The following is a 21,308-nucleotide window of genomic DNA, read 5'->3' as shown; positions in this document are numbered from 1 at the left end:
AACGCTCAAGGCTTCATCGTCTTGGATCATTGACGTTCGTGGCTGAACGATCGCATGGCAAATGCTGCGTATTGCATCAGTCGCGACCTGGAACACGTCAACGCTGTTTTTACAGTCTCTGGGATGGGCCAAAATCAGCTTTTTATGCCGACAGCGCCTTCATTAAACCGTGAGCACCGATGATTTTCATGACCCGTTTCATGTTGTAGGCGAGCACATTTAAACTCATCTCCGCGCCCACCCCGGCCAGCTTTCGCGTCAGGAAGTGCGTCGCACCCATCCATTGTTTGAGCGTCCCGAAGGGATGCTCGACCGTACGCTTGCGGACTCGCATCATGTCCGGCGCGTTGCTCAGTCTGTTCTGCATTTCCTCCAGTATGGCTTCATGCTCCCAGCGTCGAACTCGTCGTTCCGTGCTCGGTGTGCACTGCGCTTTCAGCGCGCAGCCCCTGCATTTCGAACTCCAGTAACGTTGCAGCGTCAGGCCTTTTTCAACGTTGGTATAGCGCCAGATCAGTGCTTCTCCCGCCGGGCAAATGTATTCGTTTTTTGCCGCGTCGTAGATGAAAGCATCGTTATTGAAACGCCCGTCCGCTTTGGCTCCAGAGGTCATCGGCTTGGGCACATAGGCGGTGATCCCGGCATCGTGACAACCCAGGATCTCTTCGCTTTTGAAGTAACCTCGATCAGCCACTACCGACAGCGTTTCTGACGCCATAGCCTCGCGGGCCTGCTTGGCCATCGAGCTGAGTTGATCGCGATCGGAACCGACGTTGGTAACCTCATGTGCAACGATCAAATGGTGCTGCGTATCGACCGCTGTCTGCACGTTATAGCCAACAATTCCCGTGCCGCGCGTCATCATTGATCGGCTGTCTGGATCGGTCAGTGAGACCTGTTTATCCGGTGATTCATTGAGCTGAATTTCGATCGCCTGAAGCTCTTTCATTTGAATTTTGAGCTTGGCGATTTTCTCTTCCAGCCGCACGGCGCTGGGCTCGGTAGCTGTTGGTTCTTGCCGATCAGCAGCATCGAGTGCCGTCAGGTAACGGTTGATGCTCGATTCAATTTCTTCCATTCGCCGCTTCAGTTTGGCGCTGGTGAAATTGCGGTCGCGATTGTTGACGGCTTTAAATTTGCTGCCATCAATGGCGACCAGATGTTCTCCGAACAGTCCCAACTGCTGACACAACACGACGAACTGGCGGCAGACGCCTCGGATGGCTTTGCTGTTGTCTTTTCGGAAGTTGGCGATGGTCTTGAAGTCCGGCATCAAACGCCCGGTCAACCACATCAGTTCGACGTTGCGTTGGGCTTCTCGCTCCAGGCGTCGGCTCGACTGGATGCGGTTGAGATAACCGTAGATGTAGATCTTCAACAAGACCGAGGGATGGTAAGCAGGTCGGCCAGTGTCGGCTGGAATGGCACCGTCAAAACCCAGTTTGACCAGGTCGAGTTCGTCGACGAAGACGTCGACTACGCGCACCGGATTGGTATCGCTGACGTAGTCGTCGAGGCTCTCGGGAAGTAAGGTGCCTTGGCCTCGATGTTCACCTTGGATAAAGCGCTTCATGGGCGATCCCTGCGATGAAATCCTCAGAAATCATAGCAAGTGTTCGCGAAGGCGTTTTTACACACTCTGGGCCGAAAGCAGACACTCATCAGCTGCAGTTAACTGTCCAGAGTTGATCCAGGCGCGTTGTATAGCTTTGGCTCATCATTTCCCGCCGCATACCCCAATCGGGATTGATCGGCACACTCGCAGCCCGAAGCGTCCCCCTCCCCCATCGTCCATTGATTTCATCCAACACCGCCATCACCCTTGTCGCCTCCGTCGGCTGAGAAATGGCGAACAAATCGTCCGTGTATTCACCCGGCTGAAATAGATTCAGTAGCATAACTTCCGCTTTGCTGTAACTGAAACCAGGACGGAATACTCGATCGAGTGCATCCACAGCAGCCGTGGTCAACAGCCGAACATCATCCGTTGGGTAAGGCAGATCCACCACGACCCCATTCGCGTATTTGGCCTCATCGGGATTGAACATTCCGGTGCGGATGCTGACCCGAATCTTCTTGCACAGCGACTTTTGTGCCCGGAGCTTTTCCGATGCCCGCATCATGTAGGTTGCGACTGCCTCCTTGATCGGCGGCAGCTCTTTCAGCCTTTTCCCGAACATCCGGCTGCTGCAGATCTCCTGCTTGGGTGGATCCGGCTCGTTCAGTTCTAGGCATGGCGTGCCGGCTAATTCCCGAGCAGTTTTCTCGATCACCACGCTGAAGTTTTTTCTCAATGTCCACGGATCCGCTTTGGCCAGATCCATGGCGGTATTGATGCCCATGGCGTCCAGGTGCATTTTCATGCGCCGCCCCACTCCCCACACCTCCGCCACGTCCGTGTTGCGCAGCACCCAATCTCGCTTGACCGGATCACAGATGTTCACGACGCCACCCTTTTGCGCCTGCAGGCGCTTGGCGGTGTGATTGGCCAACTTGGCCAAGGTTTTGGTGTGCGCAATGCCAACACCGACGGGAATACCGGTAAAACGCAGTACCTGGCTACGGATGTTGCGCCCGAGGCCATCCAAGCCACTGATGCCGGTGAGGTCGACGAACGCTTCGTCGATGCTGTACACCTCGACGGCTGGCACCAGCGATTCGATCAACATCATGACACGCTCGCTCATGTCGCCGTACAGCGCATAGTTCGAGGAGAAAGCGACGATGCCGTGCTGCTTCAGCTTGTGTTTGATTTGAAAGTACGGCTCGCCCATCTTCACGAACGGCTTGGCATCGTAGCTTCGAGCAATCACACAGCCGTCGTTGTTGGACAGCACTACGATCGGCACTCTCGCCAGATCCGGACGGAATACCCGTTCGCAACTGGCGTAGAAGCTGTTGCAATCAATCAGGCCGAATACCGGCGTTACTTTAGACATGGCTGCGTACACTGCCGATGATTACGCCCCAGATGGCTAGCTCATCACCTTCCAGCACATAGCGAGGCGGATACTTGGGGTTCTCAGACAAAAGGATCACGTCCTTTCCCCGAATGCACAGTCGCTTGCACAGCGGATCGTTGTTCAGCAGCGCCACCACGATGTGGCCATGGGCCGGCTCCAGCGAACGGTCTACAACGCTAGGTCTCCGTCAAAGATGCCCGCGCCCTGCATGCTTTCCCCGGTGATTTTCACCAGGTAGACATGCGGGGCACGGATGTTGAGCACCTCATCTAGGGAGATGTGTGCCTCAATGTGATCAGCAGCCGGCGAAGGAAAACCAGCGGGTACCTGGAACAAACAAAAAGGCAGCTTCAGGCCGACCTCGGCAATTGGGCCTAAAATTGAACAGCTCATGACGCACGACCTCCAATACTGTACGAACATACAGTTAACTTTTTGAAAGCCTGGCGGTCAATTTCTGTAGGAATTATCAGATCGGCGGGCAGGCAGGCAATGTGCGGACGACTCTCGCAATACGATGGCATTCACGACTTTGTTGCCGCCTTGAGCATGCCCAATGCACTCGTCAACCACATCGGGGATCTGCCGCTCGAACGCTACAACGCAGCACCCACCACGCTGCTTGTGCTGTTTCACCAGGAAGAAGGACTTCCGCATGCGGACATGGTGCGCTGCAATTGAACAATATCCAATCGCCTGAAAAGAACCCTCCGAGCATGACGGCTTCGTGATCATCACCGCCGACAGTTTTGGTGGGATGGTGGATATCCATGACCGGCGGCCGGTAGCGCTTTCGCCTGAACTGGCGCGTGAATGGCTCGATCCAGCAATCCCCAAAGAGCTCGCCGAAGAGATGGTGCTGCACTAGGGTGTACCGACAGACGCATTGAGTGGTTCAGCAACGGTTCGCGGTGTTGTTCGGCCCTGGTGGGGATTCCTCGGAGTCAGTGAACGGCCAGGACAGCACCGCCGTCAGGTCGTCACACACTCACGCGCGAAACGCGAAACTGCTTGTAGCGGCGGCGCAGACCACGGGCCCTGCGTGCAGCAAACACCCCCAGCAGACCCAGCAAATACACTGGCCACAGCGTGATCAACACGACAGACACCCAGACGTCGAAGGCATCGCCACCCTTACGGAAAAACAGGCGCAGCACCCATGACATCAGCGGGTTACGCACAATCGGCTGGGCGTGATCATCCATCCAGTTCCATAACTGCCGCCATACTTCCGCCAGCAGCAACGCCACGCACCAACTTACGAAAAACACCACGCTCAACCGCACAATCCAGTCCATCGGTTCCATCGTTCCCATCGCTTACTTTTTCCACTCCGCACACACGGCCACAGGGGGGGACGTCCATGGGACGTAATCAGAGTGTCATTCTAATATCAAAACTCGCCAGCGACTACCGGGCTAGGATTTCTTTAGTACGAGATAACGCCCTGCAACTTCTCCCGGCCGCTCGGAATCATCAGCCGCGCACTTCACGGCCCAACTGCTCCCATTCGGCACCGTTCATGCGGTTGCTGTTCAGTGATGGACATACAAACTCCAGACGTAAAAAAACCGCACTCAGGCGGCGATAGGATGCGGCTACTGCTTCTCGACGTTCACAACCTTGAGTGGCGGTTTCGCTGCTTTCTTTTTCTTGTCCTTACCCTTGGATTTTCCAGCCTTGCCGGCATTGCATTCGACGGTGGTCGACCAGCCGGATTGGGTGAGCACCTGTTCAACCGAGTCCGCCAGATACTCACCGTCAAGCCCGACCTTGAAGCCCTGCGCGAGAATCGGTCGCTCGGCAAAGATACGGGGAACAACACCCAAACCACAACCGCTTTGCTCCGCAAGGAAATCAGCGTCGACACGCTTGAAACAAACAGTCTCTGCTGCGAAGCAGCAGGCATTATTGCTCCTTCCAGCAGCACCACCGATGCGCTTATACCCCACGAAAAGCTGCGCGAGGCAGCGACACCCAATGCAACGCTAATCGCTCAGAATCGTCCGCCCGCGCAGCTTATTCAGGGGTATAAGCGTCCTTCATTGGAGGCCGCGTGAATGAGCTGGCTCTTTTCGCAGGCGCTGGTGGCAGAATACTCGGCGGCCACCTCCTCGGCGGGCGCACCGTCTGTGCCGTTGAGCGTGATGCCTAAGGCTGCCGCCGACTTACGCTCTAACGTAACCAGCCTGATCAAGCAAAGCGTGCTGGATGATCAGCGCTACGCCGAACTGTTCCCAAACTCCACCTATGCCAACTACTCGGCGACTCCCCGTTTCGGGGAGTACGCCCAGGAGTGGCTCAACAGTCGCGAGATCCTGGCCGGGACACGCAAGAACTACCTCGGCTCCCTCAATCTGTATTGGATGCCGTATTTGGCAATGCTGCCCATCGACGGCATCACATCCATGATGCTGCGCAAGGTGGTGGCCAATACCGGATGGCCTACGCCGGGCGTTAAGCGCGCGGCGATCCAGCGCCTGACCACAGTGTTCGGTACCGCAGTGAAAGACGGCCTGATCAACCGTAACCCCGTGGAATCCATCGAACTGCCAGTAAAGGCCAAAAAGCCCATCGATCCGTTCACGGTTGGCGAGGCCAACCAAATCATCGATCACCTATATAAGACGCTGACCCATTCGATGCGGATCTACGCCGCGTACTTCGAGTTCGCCTTCTACACCGGCATGCGCCCCAGCGAGATCGCGGCGCTGCGCTGGGAAGAGGTCGACAAGGAAAAGCGACTGGTCAACGTGTGTCGGATCGTCGCGAACTACAAGATCGAGAAGCGCACAAAAAACTGGAACGTACGCCAGGTCGTGCTCAATAGCCGCGCGCTGCACGCCCTCGAGCAAGCCGAGCTGGAAGCACAGCAACGCGCCGGGCAGAGCCGCCGCAAACGCGCCGATTTGCCCTGCGTGTTCCCGCTAACCAAGAACCTCGAGTTCATTCAACAATCGAGTGTGACCGACAAACACGTCCAGGCTGCATTGACCGAATTGGGGATTCGCGCCCGCCGGCAATACAACTGCCGACACACATACGCTACCATGTGCCTCATGGCGGGTATGAACCCTGCGTTTATTGCCACTCAGCTCGGTCATAGCGTTCAGATGTTGCTATCGACTTACGCCCGATGGATCAACTCCAGCACTGACTGGGGTGAACTCGGTAAGCTCGAAAACAGCTTGATTGGTACAAAATTGGTACAGACAGAAACAGTACCCCTCTGAAACCCTTATGGAATCAGCCCCTGTGACACTGGAACAGAACTACACCGCGATTCTCGGCCAACTGGGCGAGGACGTGTCCCGCGAGGGCCTGCTCGACACGCCAAAGCGTGCCGCCAAAGCCATGCAGTACCTCTGCCGCGGTTATGAACAGACGCTCGAAGAGGTCACCAACGGTGCCCTGTTCAGCTCCGACAACAGCGAAATGGTGCTGGTCAAGGACATCGAGCTGTACTCGTTGTGCGAACATCACCTGCTGCCGTTCATCGGCAAGGCCCACGTCGCGTACATCCCGAGCGGCAAAGTGCTGGGCCTGTCGAAGGTCGCGCGAATCGTCGACATGTACGCCCGTCGCCTGCAGATCCAGGAAAACCTCAGCCGCCAGATCGCCGATGCGGTGATGCAAGTCACCGGCGCGCTGGGCGTTGCCGTGGTGATCGAGGCCAAGCACATGTGCATGATGATGCGCGGTGTCGAGAAGCAGAATTCGTCGATGATCACTTCGGTGATGCTCGGCGAGTTCCGTGAAAACGCGGCGACCCGCAGCGAGTTCCTCAGCCTGATCAAGTAATCGGCGACACAAAAAAACCGGCGTTGATCGCCGGTTTTTTTCGTCCGTGAAAAATCGGGTAAGCTGCGCGCCTTTCTCCATTTACACCGTGAGGCTTTCAACGTGTTCGTAAAAGCGCTTCGTGTCGGCCTTGGCCAACTGATCATCTTCATCGACTTCATCACCCGTCCAGGCAAGAAACAGCGCCCGGCCGAAACTCAGGCCCAGGTCAACGTTGCTGCAAAAGGCCTGACCCTGTATCAGTTCCACGCCTGCCCGTTCTGCGTGAAGACCCGCCGCACCCTGCGTCGCCTGAATGTACCGGTGGCGCTGAAGGATGCGAAGAACAACGCACAGGATCGCCAGACGCTGCTGGACCAAGGCGGCAAGATCAAGGTGCCGTGCCTGCGCATTGAAGAGAATGGGCAGACCACCTGGATGTATGAATCCAAGGTGATCATTGATTATCTGGACAAGCGTTTCGCTGCAGTCTGATGGATTTGTGCCGGGGCTGCTCGCGAAGAGGCCCGCCCCGTCACCATAAAGTCCAGACAAAAATAAACCGGCCCTCAAGCCGGTTTATTTGTTTTTCACGCCGCTTTGTCTATCTGCGCCTGCCGCACCACCGCCGCCAATCGCTTCAGTCCTTCATCCAGCCGCGCCGGATCGATGTGGCTGAAATTCAGCCGCAGATGCCCAAGATTTTTATCGGGATCGGGAAAGAACGGTTCGCCCGGCATGAACGCCACGTCGTTGGCCAGCGCCTCGTTGAGCAAGGTGCGCGTATCCAGCGGTTGCTTGAGCGTCAGCCAGAAAAACAGCCCGCCCTGCGGCATGTTCCAGTCCGCCAGGTCGGAAAAATGCGTTTCCAGCGCTGACTGAAAAGCATCGCGGCGCTGCCGATAGAAGCCGCGCAACTCACTCAAGTGCTGCTGATATTTCTCACTGCCAATCCACTGCAGCGCCTGCCATTGACCGATGCGATTGGTGTGCAGATCCGCCGATTGTTTGAGTTTGAGCAGGTGCGGGAACAGGTCCGGGCTGGCGATCAGGTAACCCACGCGCAACCCCGGCAGCAGGGTTTTCGACACGGTCCCGGTGTAGATCCAGCTGGCTTTTTGCAAACGTCCGGCAATCGGTTTGGCGCTGCCGCCATCGAAGGTCAGTTCACGATAGGGTTCGTCTTCAATCAGGGTCACGCCGAACTCATCGAGCAATGCCGCGACGGCGGCGCGTTTGGCTTCGCTGTAGCGCACGGCGGACGGGTTCTGGAAGGTCGGAATCAGATAGATGAATGCGGGCCGATGCTGTTCAAGGCGACTGCGCAACTGCACGAGGTTCGGGCCATCGGATTCTTGCGCCACGGTCAGGCAATCGGCGCCGAATAACTGGAAGATCTGCAACGCCGCCAGGTAAGTCGGCGCTTCCAGCAGAATTTCGGTGCCTTTGTCGATGTAGAGCTTGGCGGCCAGATCCAGGGTTTGCTGGGAACCGCTGACCACCAGCACCTGACGCGCCTCACACGCCAGGCCGAGCGCCCTCGCCTCTGCCGCCAACGCCTCGCGCAACGCCGGCTCGCCTTCGCTCATGCCGTATTGGCCAAGCGACAGCGGCATGTCATCCCATTCGACCTTCGGCAGCATGGCTTCAGCCGGGAGGCCACCGGCGAACGACATCATTTCCGGACGCTGGGCGGCGGCAAGGATTTCGCGGATCAGAGAACTTTTAAGGCGCGAGACACGTTCGGAAAAAGCCATGGTGGTCACCGGTAGCGAGGCAGGGAAAAAATGAGTCAAACTGGTTGACTGAAACTACGACAGCTTGAGCGAGTACGTCAATATGCTTGACCTTAAAAATCCAGCTAGCCAGCAACAAGCGATGGAAGCGTTTTTCTTCGGCTATCAGGCCTTCACCGCCAAGGCCGATGAAATGCTCGAGCGTCGCGGCCTGTCGCGGGTGCATCAGCGCATCGTGTTTTTCATCGCGCGCTACCCGAATCTCAGTGTGAAGGAATTACTGGGATTGCTTGGAGTGAGTAAACAGGCGCTGAACATGCCGTTGCGTCAGTTGCAGGAAATGCATTTGGTGGACAGCGTGGCGTCCGAGACCGACAAGCGGAAACGTCTGCTGGCGTTGACCGCTGAAGGCGCCAGGTTCGAGCAGGCGTTGCGGCGTGAACAGGTGAAACTGCTCGAGCGGGTGTTTGCCGAGGCTGGGGAGGCGGCGGTGAATGGATGGTTGGCGGTGAATATGGCCCTCGGGAACACTCAGTCACATCTTGATTGACTGAACCGGCCGCATCGCTGGCAAGCCAGCTCCCACAAAGACAATGGCGTCCGCAGATAGGGAGAAACCCGCAAATCCTCTGGGAGCTGGCTTGCCAGCGATGGGGCACTTGAGGGCGATATATCCCTATCGCCTGATCTTTCGTAAACAAAACCAAAAACAATATTTGCTTTATTTGTACACAAAAGCATAATCCACAGCGTGCGAGTTCCTGACCGCATGGTCAACAAATTCGCGTATGCCTCAAAGGGCCGCTGCCACCCCTCATGGGTCCGGCCCTGGAAATAACAATAAAACTCTTGAGGAGTACTCGCTGTGGAAAGCCGCAAATCCGAAGCATCGACGTTGGAACTCTCACCGCCCTTACGCACCGGCGTGCTGGAGCGCATCTTCAAACTCAGCTTGCACGGCACCACGGTGAAGACCGAACTGATTGCCGGTCTGACAACCTTCATCACCATGGCTTACATCATCTTCGTCAACCCGAACATCATGGCCGATGCCGGGATCGATCACGGTGCCGCGTTCGTCGCCACCTGCATCGCCGCCGCGTTGGGCTGCCTGCTGATGGGCCTGTACGCCAACTGGCCGGTGGGTCTGGCCCCGGGCATGGGCCTCAATGCGTTCTTCACCTACACCGTGGTCGGCACCATGGGCTACAACTGGGAAACCGCGCTGGGTGCGGTGTTCGTCTCCGGGGTGCTGTTCATGATCCTGACCTTCTCGCGCATTCGCGAGTGGCTGCTCAACAGCATTCCAGTCAGCCTGCGCTTTGCGATGGGTGCCGGTGTCGGTCTGTTCCTCGGGCTGATCGGCCTGAAAACCGCAGGCATCGTCGTCGATAGCCCGGCCACTCTGATCAAGCTCGGCTCCCTGCGTGAACCCGGCCCGCTGCTGGCGGCGATCTGCTTCCTGATGATCGCGATCCTCAGCTATCACAAGGTCTTCGGCGCAATCCTCATCAGCATCATCACCGTGACTCTGGCCGGCTGGGGCCTGGGCATTGTGCACTACTCGGGCATCATGTCGACTCCGCCGAGCCTGGCGCCGACCTTCATGGCGATGAACATCGCAGGTGTGTTCAACGTCAGCATGATCAGCGTGGTCCTGGCCTTCCTCTTTGTACACATGTTCGACACCGCCGGCACTCTGATGGGCGTCGCCCAGCGCGCCAATCTGGTCAACGCTGACGGGCGTATCGAAAACCTCTCCCGCGCCATGAAAGCCGACAGTGCCTCCAGCGTCTTCGGCGCCGTGGTCGGCGTTCCTCCGGTCACAAGCTATGTGGAAAGTGCCGCCGGTGTAGCCGCTGGTGGTCGGACTGGTCTTACCGCCGTCACCGTAGGTGTGCTATTTATAGCGGCAATGTTTTTCGCACCGCTGGCCGGCATGATTCCCGCTTACGCCACCGCCGGCGCCTTGATCTACGTTGCGATGCTGATGATGGGTGGCATGGCCCACATCGAGTGGGACGAAGCCACCGATGCCATCCCGGCGATCGTCACCGCGATCATGATGCCGCTGACCTTCTCGGTCGCCGACGGCATCGCGCTGGGTTTCATCACCTACGTGGCGTTGAAGGCCGGTACCGGCAAGTACAAGGAGATTTCCGTCAGCCTGTGGGTGCTCTGCGCGATCTTCATCGCCAAGTTCATTTTCTTGTAAGCGTCACGCGGTTCACGCTTCAAATCAGCCTCACCCCTCCGGGTGGGGCTTTTGCACATTGTTGAGTACAACAAAAAAGGAGCAAAGTGATGAGTCTGGAAACCTGGCTGCTGTTCAGCGGCGCTGCGCTGGTGGTGATCCTGATTCCGGGACCCCTGTCATTGCTGATGATCAGCAACAGTCTGAATTTCGGTTTGCGCCGTTCTTACCCGGCCTTTCTCGGCGGGGTCACCGCGTCGATCTGCCTGCTCAGCGCTTCGGCATTGGGCCTCGGCGCCCTGCTGCTGGCGTCGGAACAGCTGTTCAGTGCGCTGAAAATCGTTGGCGCCCTGTACCTGTTCTATCTCGCCTGGCAGAGCTGGCAGCAATCGCGCCAGCCCTCGGTCGGCGCCGAAGTGCCACAAGCGGCGCCTGTGCCGCGGTTTCGCGCATTGTTCGGGCGCGCATTCGTGCTCGGCGCAAGCAACCCGAAAGACATCCTGTTCTTCGCCGCCTTCCTGCCGCAGTTCCTGAGTGCCGAGCAACCGTTCCTGCCCCAGTTGCTGATCATGATCGCCACCTGGACCCTGCTGGATCTGCTTTGCAAACTGGCGTACGGCCTGGGTGCCCATGGCGCCGCGCGTTACCTGCGCAGCGGCAAAGGACAAAGCTGGTTCAACCGGATCAGCGCCGGACTATTCGGCGGTGCCGGCGCAGCCTCTTTGCTCAGCAGCCACTGACCGGTTGATATCCAGACAAGCCATCCCGACCGACGGGATGGCTTTTTTGTTTCTGCGACCACCCTCCATCCGGGCGCTTGAAACACCCCGGTCGCCGCCACGTGCGCAATACATCGCAACAACCCGCCGATGTACATCAGCTCAAAAATCCCGCCACCATAACCTCGCTTCATTCACACCCATTTGCCAGAACAAGGATGTTCACAATGGCCGTTCTTATCCAGGATGCCTCGATACAAGTTGACGCTGTGGTCGTCACCGACATGGGCTTTCACGCCAACGCACGCACAGCTTCGACCCTCGACCTGAACCGTGTCCCCCAGTCGCAGGCAGGTACAAAGAACAAAAACCGCATCAGGCAATTGCATGTGGTCGACGATTTATTCGGTCCGCTGCACATCGGCTCCGCCTCAGTCACGCGCGCGTATCTTCACGCCCTGGGTGCGACGATTGACGGGCTGCCACTGAATGGCAGAAACACCCTCTTTCGAATTCCCGGACGCGCCTTCATCAACGCGTTGCAATTCAGTCCAGCCAAAATCGAAGCGCAGATAAAGTCCGCCACGGCGCTGAACAGTGACCGACTGTCGACCCTGCTGTTCGAGATCGCCAGCCAGCGCCCGCTCAGTGCACCGCCCATGATCAGGGAAGGCCGCGCCACCCGGCTCGATCGGGAGGGCCATTACCGCAAGCTCGCAAAACTTCTGGATTGCGCACAAAAACTGGACCTCAACCACGCCCGCTTACCCCGGCACACGCCACGCTGGGTGGCGCGAGCCAAGACCTTTGGCGCCTTGGGTTCCAGTGTCGGCGTTCAGTCGTTCGGCATTTTCATGGGGCTGCGCGGTTTGGTCTCGGCGATAAAACTCAATGATCGCGCCGAGATCGCAATCAACACGGCCGGTCTGCTTTCAGAGGCTGGCTCCATCGCCGCCGACATCACCATCACCCAGATCGCGACGCAAATGATGAAGGCCGGACAAGCCGGTTACCGCGACTTCGCCAGAACCCGATTCGCCCTCCGGCTGAGCCGCTCCGGTGGTCTGATCGGCGGCGCGCTGACCCTGCCGTTCGATATCTACACGGCGGTCAGGGCGTTCAATTCGGCCAGCAACGCGACCGGGAAAGCGGCCATGGATCACTATGTGGAAGCCGGATTGAGCATCACCAGCGCTGCCATGACCGTGATCCTCGGTGCTGCGGCGATGGCCGGTTTTTCGTTTGCCGGTCCCGTGGGCCTCGCCGCCGGCCTGATGCTGGCGGTCGGCTCGCAGATTTATGGGGCGGTGCGGCTGGTGGATGACATTGATGACTACATCGAACTCAGCGACGAGGAGCGTTGGCGTACCGGCTGGTTCACCTTCTGCTTCATGAGTCCCGACGCAGAGGTCCAGGATCGCTACACCCTCGCCAAAACGCGGGTCGAACACGCCAGGCAACTGAAGGCCACGGCCAGAAGACTGCTCGATGGCGAACTCAAGGACAGTACCGAAGCCATCGTCAACGGTGCCTGGGACGTGGAACTGAAACCGACCCGGGTGTGGACGCGTAACTGGTGGACCAAACAGGACGCCTGGGAAACCGTCAACGTTCCACAGATCAAGGACGGAGACGACACCCTCGACGCTCGCGCAGGCGTCACCGACAAGACGCCCGGCGCCGAACTGGGTACGGCGGGGCAACACAAGGGTGTCCTGTGGTTCATCGGTGACGGCCGGGATTCGATACAGGGCGTCGAAAAGAAGTCGAACGCCTTCCATTACAAGGCGGGCGTCAAAGACCTCACAGGCGGTGAAAAGGATGACCGCTTTGTCTTCGAGGGCGCCGCCGATCAGCTCAAGGACACCAGCGCGATAACCGCACCTTCGATACTGAAGGGCGGTGCAGGTGAAGACACGTTGTCACTGGGCGGCGCTCACCCGATACGGGCCAGAGGCGAAGCCGGCTACAGCGTCCATTTATCGGCGGGGACATTGCACACGATGAACCCGGACCCCGCTGACCCAGGCCGCAGAAAACGCGTTTTGCACAGTCGCCTGGACAGTATCGAAAACGTGGATACCGTGCCGTTCGGCGCAAGCCACGTCATCGGCTCCGACCAACGCAACATCATCAAGGCCCGCGGCAAGGATTCGATCAACGCAGGTGCCGGAAACGATCAGATCCATCTGTTGCACAAAGAGGTCGCGGCAAACGGCGGCGCTGGCACGGATGAGTATTTCATCGCCCATGAGGCGGCTCGCGTGTGCATCACGGAAGACGGGGAGGAGGAAAGTTTCATCGTCCTTAACTGGCGAATGGACCTGATCAAAAGCTGGTTCATCAAACGCAGTACGCTGGTGATCACCTCTGGCTTCGATTTTCATGATCAGGCCAAAAGCGTGGTCTTCATTCACGACGTCTACCGGAAAGTCGATAAGCAGTGGCGCTTGAAGAACAACAAACTGATCTTCATCACCCGAGATGGCTACCATCTGACCCCTGAGCTGCCGGAGACCGCCAGCGACGACACGTTCGTCGAAATCGAAATGGTCATTACCAAACCGGGCCAACCCGAGCGGCCGATTATTCTCTATGACGCCGAATGCATCATTCAACACCAGAACGACGCACGCTATTACCTCCCCAGAGTGCAGCAACACATTGCTTTCTATTCGGTAGAGCGCGCCAATGCGGTGACAAAACTCTATCTGGACTACTCCAGCAGCGAATTGACCAAAGCCGAAGCGAACTTCCTTGCAACACTCTCGGAAAAAGAGGTTCCTGACGTGATTGTCGGGTGCGACCTGACCTACCACTTCGGTCAGAACACACTGACCTTGAAGAGGTTCTCCCATGCTCGTGGTGGTCAGGACCCCATGAATGTCATCAAGATTCTGCGCACCATGGCCATTCGCAACCAAGCCAGATACGTGCTGATTTTCAACGACGGTGTCGCCCTCAACCCCCAGCTCACCCCGGAAACCGACGCGGCACCGGTCAATGCGCACTATAAGGTGCATGCCCACACGCACTGGACTACGCCCATGTCGTTGCCGCTGGAGTGGCGATCCGCGCGGTTTGCCTTTGAATTGCCCGCCAACGAAGCCCATCACCTCGGCGCAAGAGACGCTTGCGCCAAACTCACCTCTTACCCTGAACAAACGGCCATGGAGCATCTGGTGGGACAAGGTTCTACCTACCTTGTCCACCTTGCCGCCGATACCACCCTCAAAATCAAAACCCCGGGCGCCCTGGCCAGCGCTCCTGTCAGGCTCCCCTTCGCCTCCACCTGGGAGTTCGATGCAACTGCCCTGGGAAATGCCCGGATAACCCTGCAAGACAATCAGCTGCGGATAGGCACGTGTACGGTTCATCTGCCGGAATATGAAAGCGATGACCTGATTGATCAGGTGCGGGTCATATCAGCCAATGGCCTCGTTCACACGATCGACCTTTCCTTCGACAGGGTGTATGTCGAGGGGCTCGATGCAAGATTCTTTGCAGTCCCGGATTCGGCAGTGCCCTTGCCCGAAGGGTTAAGCGCAGTAGCCGACAAACAACTCAAGGTCAGAAACATCGCGCCGCTCGATAACAGCGCCGGAGCGCTGACCTACAGCTTCCCCTTGCAGGGCTGGTTGCTCGACTCCGCCCCCATCGAATACTCACAGTTAAAAATCACCCACCGCTGCAGCCATCAACTGCCCGCCAGGCCCGTGCCCCCCATCAATGTGCCCGCGGCATAACGCGTCCACCTCGCCGGTACGCCGGCGAGGTCCCGGAACCTGCGTAACCCCTCGCATCATTTGAATTCAGCGCAAGACACATATACCGCACGGCACCTCGCCTTTCTGCCGAACATCAACATTGCGCAAGCCACACAGGGCTACCGCGCTTTTTACAACTGCACATGATCAGAGAAAGAATGAATGGCCAAACCACCAAAATCCATTGCCGGTGTGCGCCCGCACGATGCGCCCCCGCTGCAGCGGACGGCGCTCGAACCTTCCTCGAGCCGTCATCTAAACGCCGCAGGCTCCGACGCGATGATGCCGGGTCGCGATCCACTGCCGGGGCCCTCTTCCAGTGCGTCGGCGAGTCATATCGCGCCTTCGTCTTCGGTCACTGTCAGCACAATGCCTGACCCGATCGCTGCCATGCTGGAAAGCAACCTCAGAGCCATTTCCTTGCCGGCGGAGCAGGCTGACCGGTTGCGACCTTCTGCAACCGTTGACGGGCTCTACTCAGACCCGCTGGGGCAACGCTATGCTCGCCTGGAAGACGGCGTTTATTACCGGGCTGAATTGAAGGCCAATGGCGATGTCGAGATCCCCTGGCCCTCTGCGCCGGGCGTGTCGGCGCCGCTGCTGCGAAAGATCGAGGGGCAGCCACGCTGGCGCCTGGAAGCGGACTGGTACTCGCACCAGCCCGTCACTGCAACCTGGATCGCGTCTATCCCTGACTCCGCCCAGACACATCCCCCGGTGTTCCTCGCTCCCCAGTTGAGCGCGCAGCTGACCAGTGCGCACGACACACTGGCCGGCGTGCGCTACGACAAACGCAAGAAAACCTATGTCGATATGGCGGAAGGAACGGTCATGGTCGCCAGGAACAGTGAAGGACACTTCCAGCAGACCTTCGCCAGCGAGCTGACACCTTCCGGATTCCTCGTTGAGCCAGTCCCCGGGACGACGCTTTGGCGACGCAAACCGCAAGGTGTTGCAGGCCGCCAAGAGCCCTCGTCGACAACAACCCGTCGCCTCAGCCGTGTCCCGGACGAACGTCAGTCAGGCACGGGCAAACGCCAGCGACGGGTTGAAACAGACGATATCCACCTTGCGTCTACGCCCCTTGCCAACGCTGACTGGCATTCGTGGGGACATGCCACAAAACCGCAATTGGGCGATTCCATCGAAATCGACGGCAGCCACTATGCGATTGTCGACCAGAACGGCCACCGCAGTGACGCACGGGTGTTTATCAAGCATCCGCAATTTTCCGCCAGCGACTTCAACGCCTTCGAGCAGACACTGGGCAACACACCACACCTGCAACCTCGGAGCGCAGTGAAACACAAAGGCCCCGGGGCAGACGGTCCGATCGACACCTGGCGCGTCGACGACGGCCTGCCGTTCAGACAAACCCTGGCCCGATACATCAGCGATACGTTTCCCTATATCGGCGACCACTCGGCCAGCAGGATCGCCCATGCCATGTTCAATCGAGCCAATCACGCCGAAGCGCTCAATGGTTACGGGCTTAACGATCTGTCTGAAACCTTCCGGCATTGGGCGCAGAGGTCGACAAACCTGTCCGAGCAAAAGGCCAGCCGCCCGGATCTGGTCGATCCGTTGATGTTACTGCCTGCGCTTGCCAGAACCGGCGAGCGCTACATCCCCAAACCCTCCGTCTCCGGCGAGGGGCTTCAGCGGATCGACTTCGATCTCCAGCGCATTCCCCCGCAATGGCGCACCATCGGTGACTCGTATCACATCAGCGAACTGCGGGCGCTGTTCGAGCAGGTGCTGAGGCATCAGGGCTACCAAGTCTCCCCTTCATTCCGGGCGGCACCGGCGCAACGGGATGCGCTGATAATTCAGCGTCAAGGCGTCGATCAGGTATTCATCATGCTGTTCCCGACCTTGATGCAGGGCCATTACCTGGAGTTCGCCAGCAGGACCTGGCTGCGCACCCGAGCCTTGACGAACAAACATGATCCCGCCGACAAGACACTGCTGAACAAGGCGCTCGCCGAAAACAACGTTATCTTCCTGATGGGCGACCTGGAACGGGAGCCGCATGGTCAATCGCGTCTTTTTATTTTTCGTCAGCAATAACCGCGCTGCCAGGCTGGAACCAGCGGCCTGGCGAGCCGCACAGCCCACTCATGCAGACGAAAAAAAGCCCGCAGTGTGAGCGGGCGAAAGACCAAAGAAGCTATATGCGCAGTCGCTTCCCGGTGGGGGCAGCTGCTTGGGGGTCAGCTGCCCCGGTATGTGGAATAGCTGTATGGCGAAATCAGCAATGGCACGTGGTAGTGATCCTGTTCGGCAGAAATGCCGAAACGCAGCACCACCACGTCCAGAAACGCCGGCTCCGGCAACTGCACGCCACGGGCGCGGTAGTAATCGCCGGCGTGGAACTGCACCTGATAGACCCCGGTGCGGTAGTCATCGCCTTGCAGCAGCGGCGCATCGACCCGGCCATCGCTGTTGGTAATCGCACTGGCGACCAATTCCAGATGCGAACCTTCAACGCGGTACAGCTCGACCTTGATCGAACTGCCCGGGCAACCGTGTGCAGCGTCCAAAACGTGTGTTGTCAAACGTCCCATTGATTCTGCGCGCCTGCCTGCGTGGAAGCAGTCAGACTTCGCGCCTCCCGAAGTCAGTTGAAAAGGAGACCGCACCGATTCGGAGCACGAAACGCTGCGGCGAGCGATTGATTAAGACACTTTTAATAAAAATTGTACACAATAAAAACGACATTTTTTAATTCACCCCCGCCATTCGGGCGTTTACCTCTTATTGGCTGCTTAAGCGCCTGTCTATTGAACCTGCGATCCATTAGCTGACTGATCAGGCAGGTTTCTTGCAGGCTCACGCCCTTAACAGCAAAAGATGACAGTCGGTGAAAAATGCGAAAATTCAGGCTTACAAATTGCGAATAAAGTTGTATACAATCAGCCCATCGCTGTGACGCCAGCCTGCTTACTCACCGCCAGGCCGCCACACCCTCTGTCAACGAACAAGAAGGAAGACTGCAGTGAGCGCTGACTACCCACGCGACCTGATCGGTTACGGCAGTAACCCTCCTCACCCCCACTGGCCGGGCAATGCCCGCATCGCCCTGTCGTTCGTGCTCAATTACGAAGAAGGCGGCGAGCGCAACATCCTGCACGGCGACAAAGAATCCGAAGCGTTCCTCTCCGAGATGGTTGCCGCCCAGCCGCTGCAGGGCGCGCGCAACATGAGCATGGAATCGCTTTACGAGTATGGCAGCCGCGCCGGTGTCTGGCGGATCCTCAAACTGTTCAAGGAATTCGACATTCCGCTGACCATCTTCGCCGTGGCCATGGCCGCCCAGCGTCACCCGGACGTGATCCGTGCGATGGTCGAAGCCGGTCACGAGATCTGCAGCCACGGCTACCGCTGGATCGACTACCAGTACATGGACGAGGCGCAGGAACGCGAGCACATGCTCGAAGCAATCCGTATCCTCACCGAAATCACCGGCGAGCGCCCATTGGGCTGGTACACCGGCCGCACCGGCCCGAACACCCGTCGCCTGGTGATGGAAGAAGGCGGTTTCCTCTACGACTGCGACACCTACGACGACGACCTGCCCTACTGGGAACCGAACAACCCGACCGGCAAGCCGCATCTGGTGATCCCGTACACCCTCGACACCAACGACATGCGCTTCACCCAAGTGCAGGGTTTCAACAAGGGTGACGATTTCTTCGAATACCTCAAAGACGCATTCGACGTGCTCTACGCCGAGGGCGCCGAAGCGCCGAAGATGCTTTCGATCGGTCTGCACTGCCGCCTGATCGGTCGTCCGGCGCGTCTGGCGTCGCTCAAGCGCTTCATCGAATACGCCAAAAGTCATGAACAGGTGTGGTTCAGCCGTCGCGTCGACATCGCACGCCACTGGCACGCAACCCACCCGTACCAAGGGGCCGCCAAATGAGCCGCTTTCAAACCCTGCAACCGTCGAGCCTGAGCCGCGACGCCTTCGTCAACGCCTTCGCCGACATCTACGAACATTCGCCATGGGTGGCCGAGAAGGCCTACGACCTGGGCGCGGACGCTTCGATCGACGAGATCGAAACCCTGCACCAGCGCATGAGCGACATCCTGTTGAGCGCCGATCACGCCAGCCAGCTTGCGCTGATCAACGCTCACCCGGACCTGGCCGGCAAAGCTGCCGTCCAGGGCCAGCTTACCGCGGCCAGTACTGAAGAACAGTCTGGCGCGGGGATTCACCAATGCACGGCCGAAGAGTTCCAGCGCTTCACCGAGCTGAACGACGCCTACAAGGCCAAGTTCAAGTTTCCCTTCATCATGGCGGTAAAAGGCAGCAACCGGCATCAGATCCTCGCGGCGTTCGAAACGCGCATTCACAACTCGGTCGACACCGAGTTCAAATGCGCGCTGGCGGAGATCAACAAGATTGCCCTGTTCCGTTTACTGACCCTATAGCGAGCCTGACCCGAGTACATCAAACGCGGAGAGTACCCAGGGTCTTGCAAGCATCCCCAGCCACTTATTTAAAGGCAGACAAGAAGAATGAAAGCTTACGCCGTACCTTTCGAGAAGTTCGTCAACCTGGCCGATGCCCGTCTGGGCACCAAAATCATCTCGGTCACCGATGACTGGTTCGCAGACGCCAATCGTCTGTTTCAGCCGACCCCGGCCGTGTGGAAGGAGGGTGTGTTCGACGACAACGGCAAGTGGATGGACGGCTGGGAATCGCGCCGCAAGCGCTTCGAAGGCTTCGACAGCGCCGTAATCCGTCTGGGCGTACCGGGCTCGATCAAAGGCGTGGACATCGACACTTCATTCTTCACCGGCAACTTCCCGCCATCGGCCTCGCTGGAAGCGTGCTTCCTGGCCTCGGGCGAGCCGGACGAAAACACCCAGTGGACTGAAGTGCTGTCGGCCGTCGAGTTGCAGGGCAACAGCCACCACTACCACGAAATCAGCAACGACAAAGCCTTCAGCCACCTGCGCTTCAACATCTACCCGGATGGCGGTGTGGCCCGTCTGCGCGTGTACGGCATTCCGTTCCGCGACTGGTCGGCGGTTGGCGACAACGAGCAAGTCGACCTGGCTGCAGCCCTGAACGGTGGCCGCGCCCTCGCCTGCTCCGACGAACACTTCGGCCGCATGAGCAACATCCTCAACCCGGGCCGTGGCATCAACATGGGCGACGGCTGGGAAACCGCACGTCGTCGTACCCCGGGCAATGACTGGGTGATCGTCGCACTGGGCCACCCGGGCGAGATCGAAAAAATCATCGTCGACACCCTGCACTTCAAGGGCAACTACCCGGACACCTGCTCGATCCAGGGCGCGTTCGTGAAAGGCGGTACTGACAGCCAGATCGAAACCCAGTCGCTGTTCTGGCGTGAACTGCTGCCGAGCCAGAAGCTGGAAATGCACGCCGAACACACCTTCGTCGAGCAGATCAAGGCACTGGGTCCGATCACCCACATCCGCCTGAACGTGTTCCCGGATGGTGGTGTGAGTCGCCTGCGTGTATTGGGCAAGGTCGCTAAATAAGCAGTGAGGCCATTCGCGAGCAAGCTCGCTCCCACATTTGGAATGCATTCCCCTGTGGGAGCGAGCTTGCTCGCGAAGGCGTCGGTACAGTCAACACAGAATTTTGGATAAGAAGAACAGCATGCGCACACTGACGATTGAACCGCTGACCAAAGAAGCCTTCGCCCCCTTCGGTGACGTGATCGAAACCGACGGCAGCGATCACTTCATGATCAACAACGGTTCGACCATGCGCTTCCATAAACTGGCGACGGTCGAAACCGCTACGCCTGAGGACAACGCGATCATCAGCATTTTCCGCGCCGACGCGCAGGACATGCCGCTGACCGTTTGCATGCTGGAACGCCATCCGCTGGGCAGCCAGGCTTTCATTCCGCTGCTCGGCAACCCCTTTCTGATCGTGGTCGCGCCAGTTGGCGATGAACCTGTATCAGGCTTGGTCCGCGCCTTCGTCACCAACGGCAGGCAGGGCATTAATTACCATCGCGGCGTCTGGCACCACCCGGTGCTGACGATCGAAAAGCGGGATGACTTCCTGGTGGTTGATCGCAGTGGCACAGGCAACAACTGCGATGAGCATTTTTTCAAAGAGGATGAGCGTTTGATCCTCGCCCCCCACCAATAAGAGA

Annotated in this window: 17 protein-coding genes and 3 pseudogenes; 13 read left to right on the top strand and 7 right to left on the bottom strand. The window is 58.3% G+C overall.

What is annotated here, in order from left to right; genetic code table 11:
* Positions 1 to 142: 142 nt before the first annotated feature.
* The 3 genes and pseudogenes from ACXX9E_RS14335 to ACXX9E_RS14325 form a co-directional block, all read right to left on the bottom strand.
* A complete protein-coding gene (locus ACXX9E_RS14335; RefSeq protein ID WP_458555581.1) occupies positions 143 to 1,573 on the bottom strand; it encodes an IS1182 family transposase in 1,431 nt (476 codons plus the stop codon).
* An 88-nt stretch (positions 1,574 to 1,661) separates the two neighbouring features.
* Entirely contained in the window at positions 1,662 to 2,939 is a 1,278-nt protein-coding gene (gene umuC / locus ACXX9E_RS14330) for a translesion error-prone DNA polymerase V subunit UmuC (protein WP_458555580.1), read from the bottom strand.
* Positions 2,932 to 3,356, bottom strand: a pseudogene (locus tag ACXX9E_RS14325) (LexA family protein). Before ACXX9E_RS14325 ends, umuC begins: the two are co-directional and overlap by 8 nt.
* Before the next feature lie 99 nt (positions 3,357 to 3,455).
* Between ACXX9E_RS14325 and ACXX9E_RS14320 the strand changes: the two are divergent.
* A pseudogene (locus tag ACXX9E_RS14320) lies at positions 3,456 to 3,825 on the top strand (SOS response-associated peptidase family protein); the annotation flags it as partial.
* 118 nt (positions 3,826 to 3,943) lie between these two features.
* On the opposite strand, the gene ACXX9E_RS14315 reads toward ACXX9E_RS14320, so the two are convergent.
* Both ACXX9E_RS14315 and ACXX9E_RS14310 read right to left on the bottom strand, forming a co-directional pair.
* Positions 3,944 to 4,279: a hypothetical protein gene (locus ACXX9E_RS14315; RefSeq protein ID WP_186747540.1), complete on the bottom strand. Its 336-nt coding sequence runs from the start codon at positions 4,277 to 4,279 to the stop codon at positions 3,944 to 3,946.
* 282 nt (positions 4,280 to 4,561) lie between these two features.
* A pseudogene (locus tag ACXX9E_RS14310) lies at positions 4,562 to 4,774 on the bottom strand (phage late control D family protein); the annotation flags it as partial.
* A gap of 249 nt (positions 4,775 to 5,023) precedes the next feature.
* On the opposite strand from ACXX9E_RS14310, the gene ACXX9E_RS14305 reads away from it, so the two are divergent.
* The 3 genes from ACXX9E_RS14305 (at position 5,024) to ACXX9E_RS14295 (ending at position 7,238) form a co-directional block, all read left to right on the top strand.
* Complete coding sequence (locus ACXX9E_RS14305) at positions 5,024 to 6,196, top strand: tyrosine-type recombinase/integrase (RefSeq protein ID WP_458555579.1); 1,173 nt, start codon at positions 5,024 to 5,026, stop codon at positions 6,194 to 6,196.
* A 22-nt stretch (positions 6,197 to 6,218) separates the two neighbouring features.
* On the top strand, positions 6,219 to 6,764 hold the full coding sequence (gene folE / locus ACXX9E_RS14300; RefSeq protein WP_019826593.1) for a GTP cyclohydrolase I FolE: 546 nt from the start codon (positions 6,219 to 6,221) through the stop codon (positions 6,762 to 6,764).
* A 102-nt stretch (positions 6,765 to 6,866) separates the two neighbouring features.
* Positions 6,867 to 7,238 (top strand): glutathione S-transferase N-terminal domain-containing protein, encoded by a 372-nt coding sequence (locus ACXX9E_RS14295; RefSeq protein WP_123467388.1) that lies wholly within the window; start codon positions 6,867 to 6,869, stop codon positions 7,236 to 7,238.
* 95 nt (positions 7,239 to 7,333) lie between these two features.
* Here the strand turns inward: ACXX9E_RS14295 and ACXX9E_RS14290 are convergent, their stop codons facing one another.
* Positions 7,334 to 8,500 carry an aminotransferase-like domain-containing protein gene (locus tag ACXX9E_RS14290; RefSeq protein ID WP_458555578.1) on the bottom strand — a complete coding sequence of 389 codons (1,167 nt, stop codon included), beginning with the start codon at positions 8,498 to 8,500 and terminating at the stop codon, positions 7,334 to 7,336.
* 82 nt (positions 8,501 to 8,582) lie between these two features.
* Between ACXX9E_RS14290 and ACXX9E_RS14285 the strand changes: the two genes are divergently transcribed.
* The 5 genes from ACXX9E_RS14285 (at position 8,583) to ACXX9E_RS14265 (ending at position 17,229) form a co-directional block, all read left to right on the top strand.
* Positions 8,583 to 9,029, top strand: coding sequence for a MarR family winged helix-turn-helix transcriptional regulator (locus ACXX9E_RS14285; RefSeq protein ID WP_128616531.1), 447 nt, complete (start codon positions 8,583 to 8,585; stop codon positions 9,027 to 9,029).
* Positions 9,030 to 9,344: 315 nt separating this feature from the next.
* On the top strand, positions 9,345 to 10,694 hold the full coding sequence (locus ACXX9E_RS14280) for an NCS2 family permease (RefSeq protein ID WP_003223176.1): 1,350 nt from the start codon (positions 9,345 to 9,347) through the stop codon (positions 10,692 to 10,694).
* A gap of 89 nt (positions 10,695 to 10,783) precedes the next feature.
* Positions 10,784 to 11,413, top strand: coding sequence for a LysE family translocator (locus tag ACXX9E_RS14275; protein ID WP_128616525.1), 630 nt, complete (start codon positions 10,784 to 10,786; stop codon positions 11,411 to 11,413).
* A 206-nt stretch (positions 11,414 to 11,619) separates the two neighbouring features.
* Positions 11,620 to 15,138 (top strand): calcium-binding protein, encoded by a 3,519-nt coding sequence (locus ACXX9E_RS14270; protein WP_458555577.1) that lies wholly within the window; start codon positions 11,620 to 11,622, stop codon positions 15,136 to 15,138.
* A gap of 183 nt (positions 15,139 to 15,321) precedes the next feature.
* Positions 15,322 to 17,229, top strand: a complete 1,908-nt coding sequence (locus ACXX9E_RS14265) for a hypothetical protein (RefSeq protein WP_458555576.1) — start codon at positions 15,322 to 15,324, stop codon at positions 17,227 to 17,229.
* Between the two features lie 143 nt (positions 17,230 to 17,372).
* Here ACXX9E_RS14265 and uraH read toward each other — a convergent pair whose 3' ends face one another.
* Positions 17,373 to 17,726 carry a hydroxyisourate hydrolase gene (gene uraH / locus ACXX9E_RS14260; RefSeq protein WP_003223171.1) on the bottom strand — a complete coding sequence of 118 codons (354 nt, stop codon included), beginning with the start codon at positions 17,724 to 17,726 and terminating at the stop codon, positions 17,373 to 17,375.
* Positions 17,727 to 18,157: 431 nt separating this feature from the next.
* Here uraH and puuE point away from each other — a divergent pair, with 431 nt between their 5' ends.
* The 4 genes from puuE to ACXX9E_RS14240 all read left to right on the top strand — a co-directional run bounded on the left by puuE (position 18,158) and on the right by ACXX9E_RS14240 (position 21,304).
* A complete protein-coding gene (gene puuE, locus ACXX9E_RS14255) occupies positions 18,158 to 19,084 on the top strand; it encodes an allantoinase PuuE (protein WP_222833359.1) in 927 nt (308 codons plus the stop codon).
* Positions 19,081 to 19,596 (top strand): 2-oxo-4-hydroxy-4-carboxy-5-ureidoimidazoline decarboxylase, encoded by a 516-nt coding sequence (gene uraD / locus ACXX9E_RS14250; protein WP_186747529.1) that lies wholly within the window; start codon positions 19,081 to 19,083, stop codon positions 19,594 to 19,596. The genes puuE and uraD overlap by 4 nt, the downstream gene beginning before the upstream one ends.
* 87 nt (positions 19,597 to 19,683) lie before the next feature.
* Complete coding sequence (alc, locus tag ACXX9E_RS14245) at positions 19,684 to 20,679, top strand: allantoicase (protein WP_128616521.1); 996 nt, start codon at positions 19,684 to 19,686, stop codon at positions 20,677 to 20,679.
* A gap of 121 nt (positions 20,680 to 20,800) precedes the next feature.
* Positions 20,801 to 21,304 carry an ureidoglycolate lyase gene (locus ACXX9E_RS14240; RefSeq protein ID WP_016773758.1) on the top strand — a complete coding sequence of 168 codons (504 nt, stop codon included), beginning with the start codon at positions 20,801 to 20,803 and terminating at the stop codon, positions 21,302 to 21,304.
* Positions 21,305 to 21,308 lie beyond the last annotated feature (4 nt).

Source organism: Pseudomonas sp. GNP014 (genome assembly GCF_054344005.1).
Note: the sequence above shows the minus strand (reverse complement) of the source record. Positions and strands in the feature narration are given on the sequence as shown.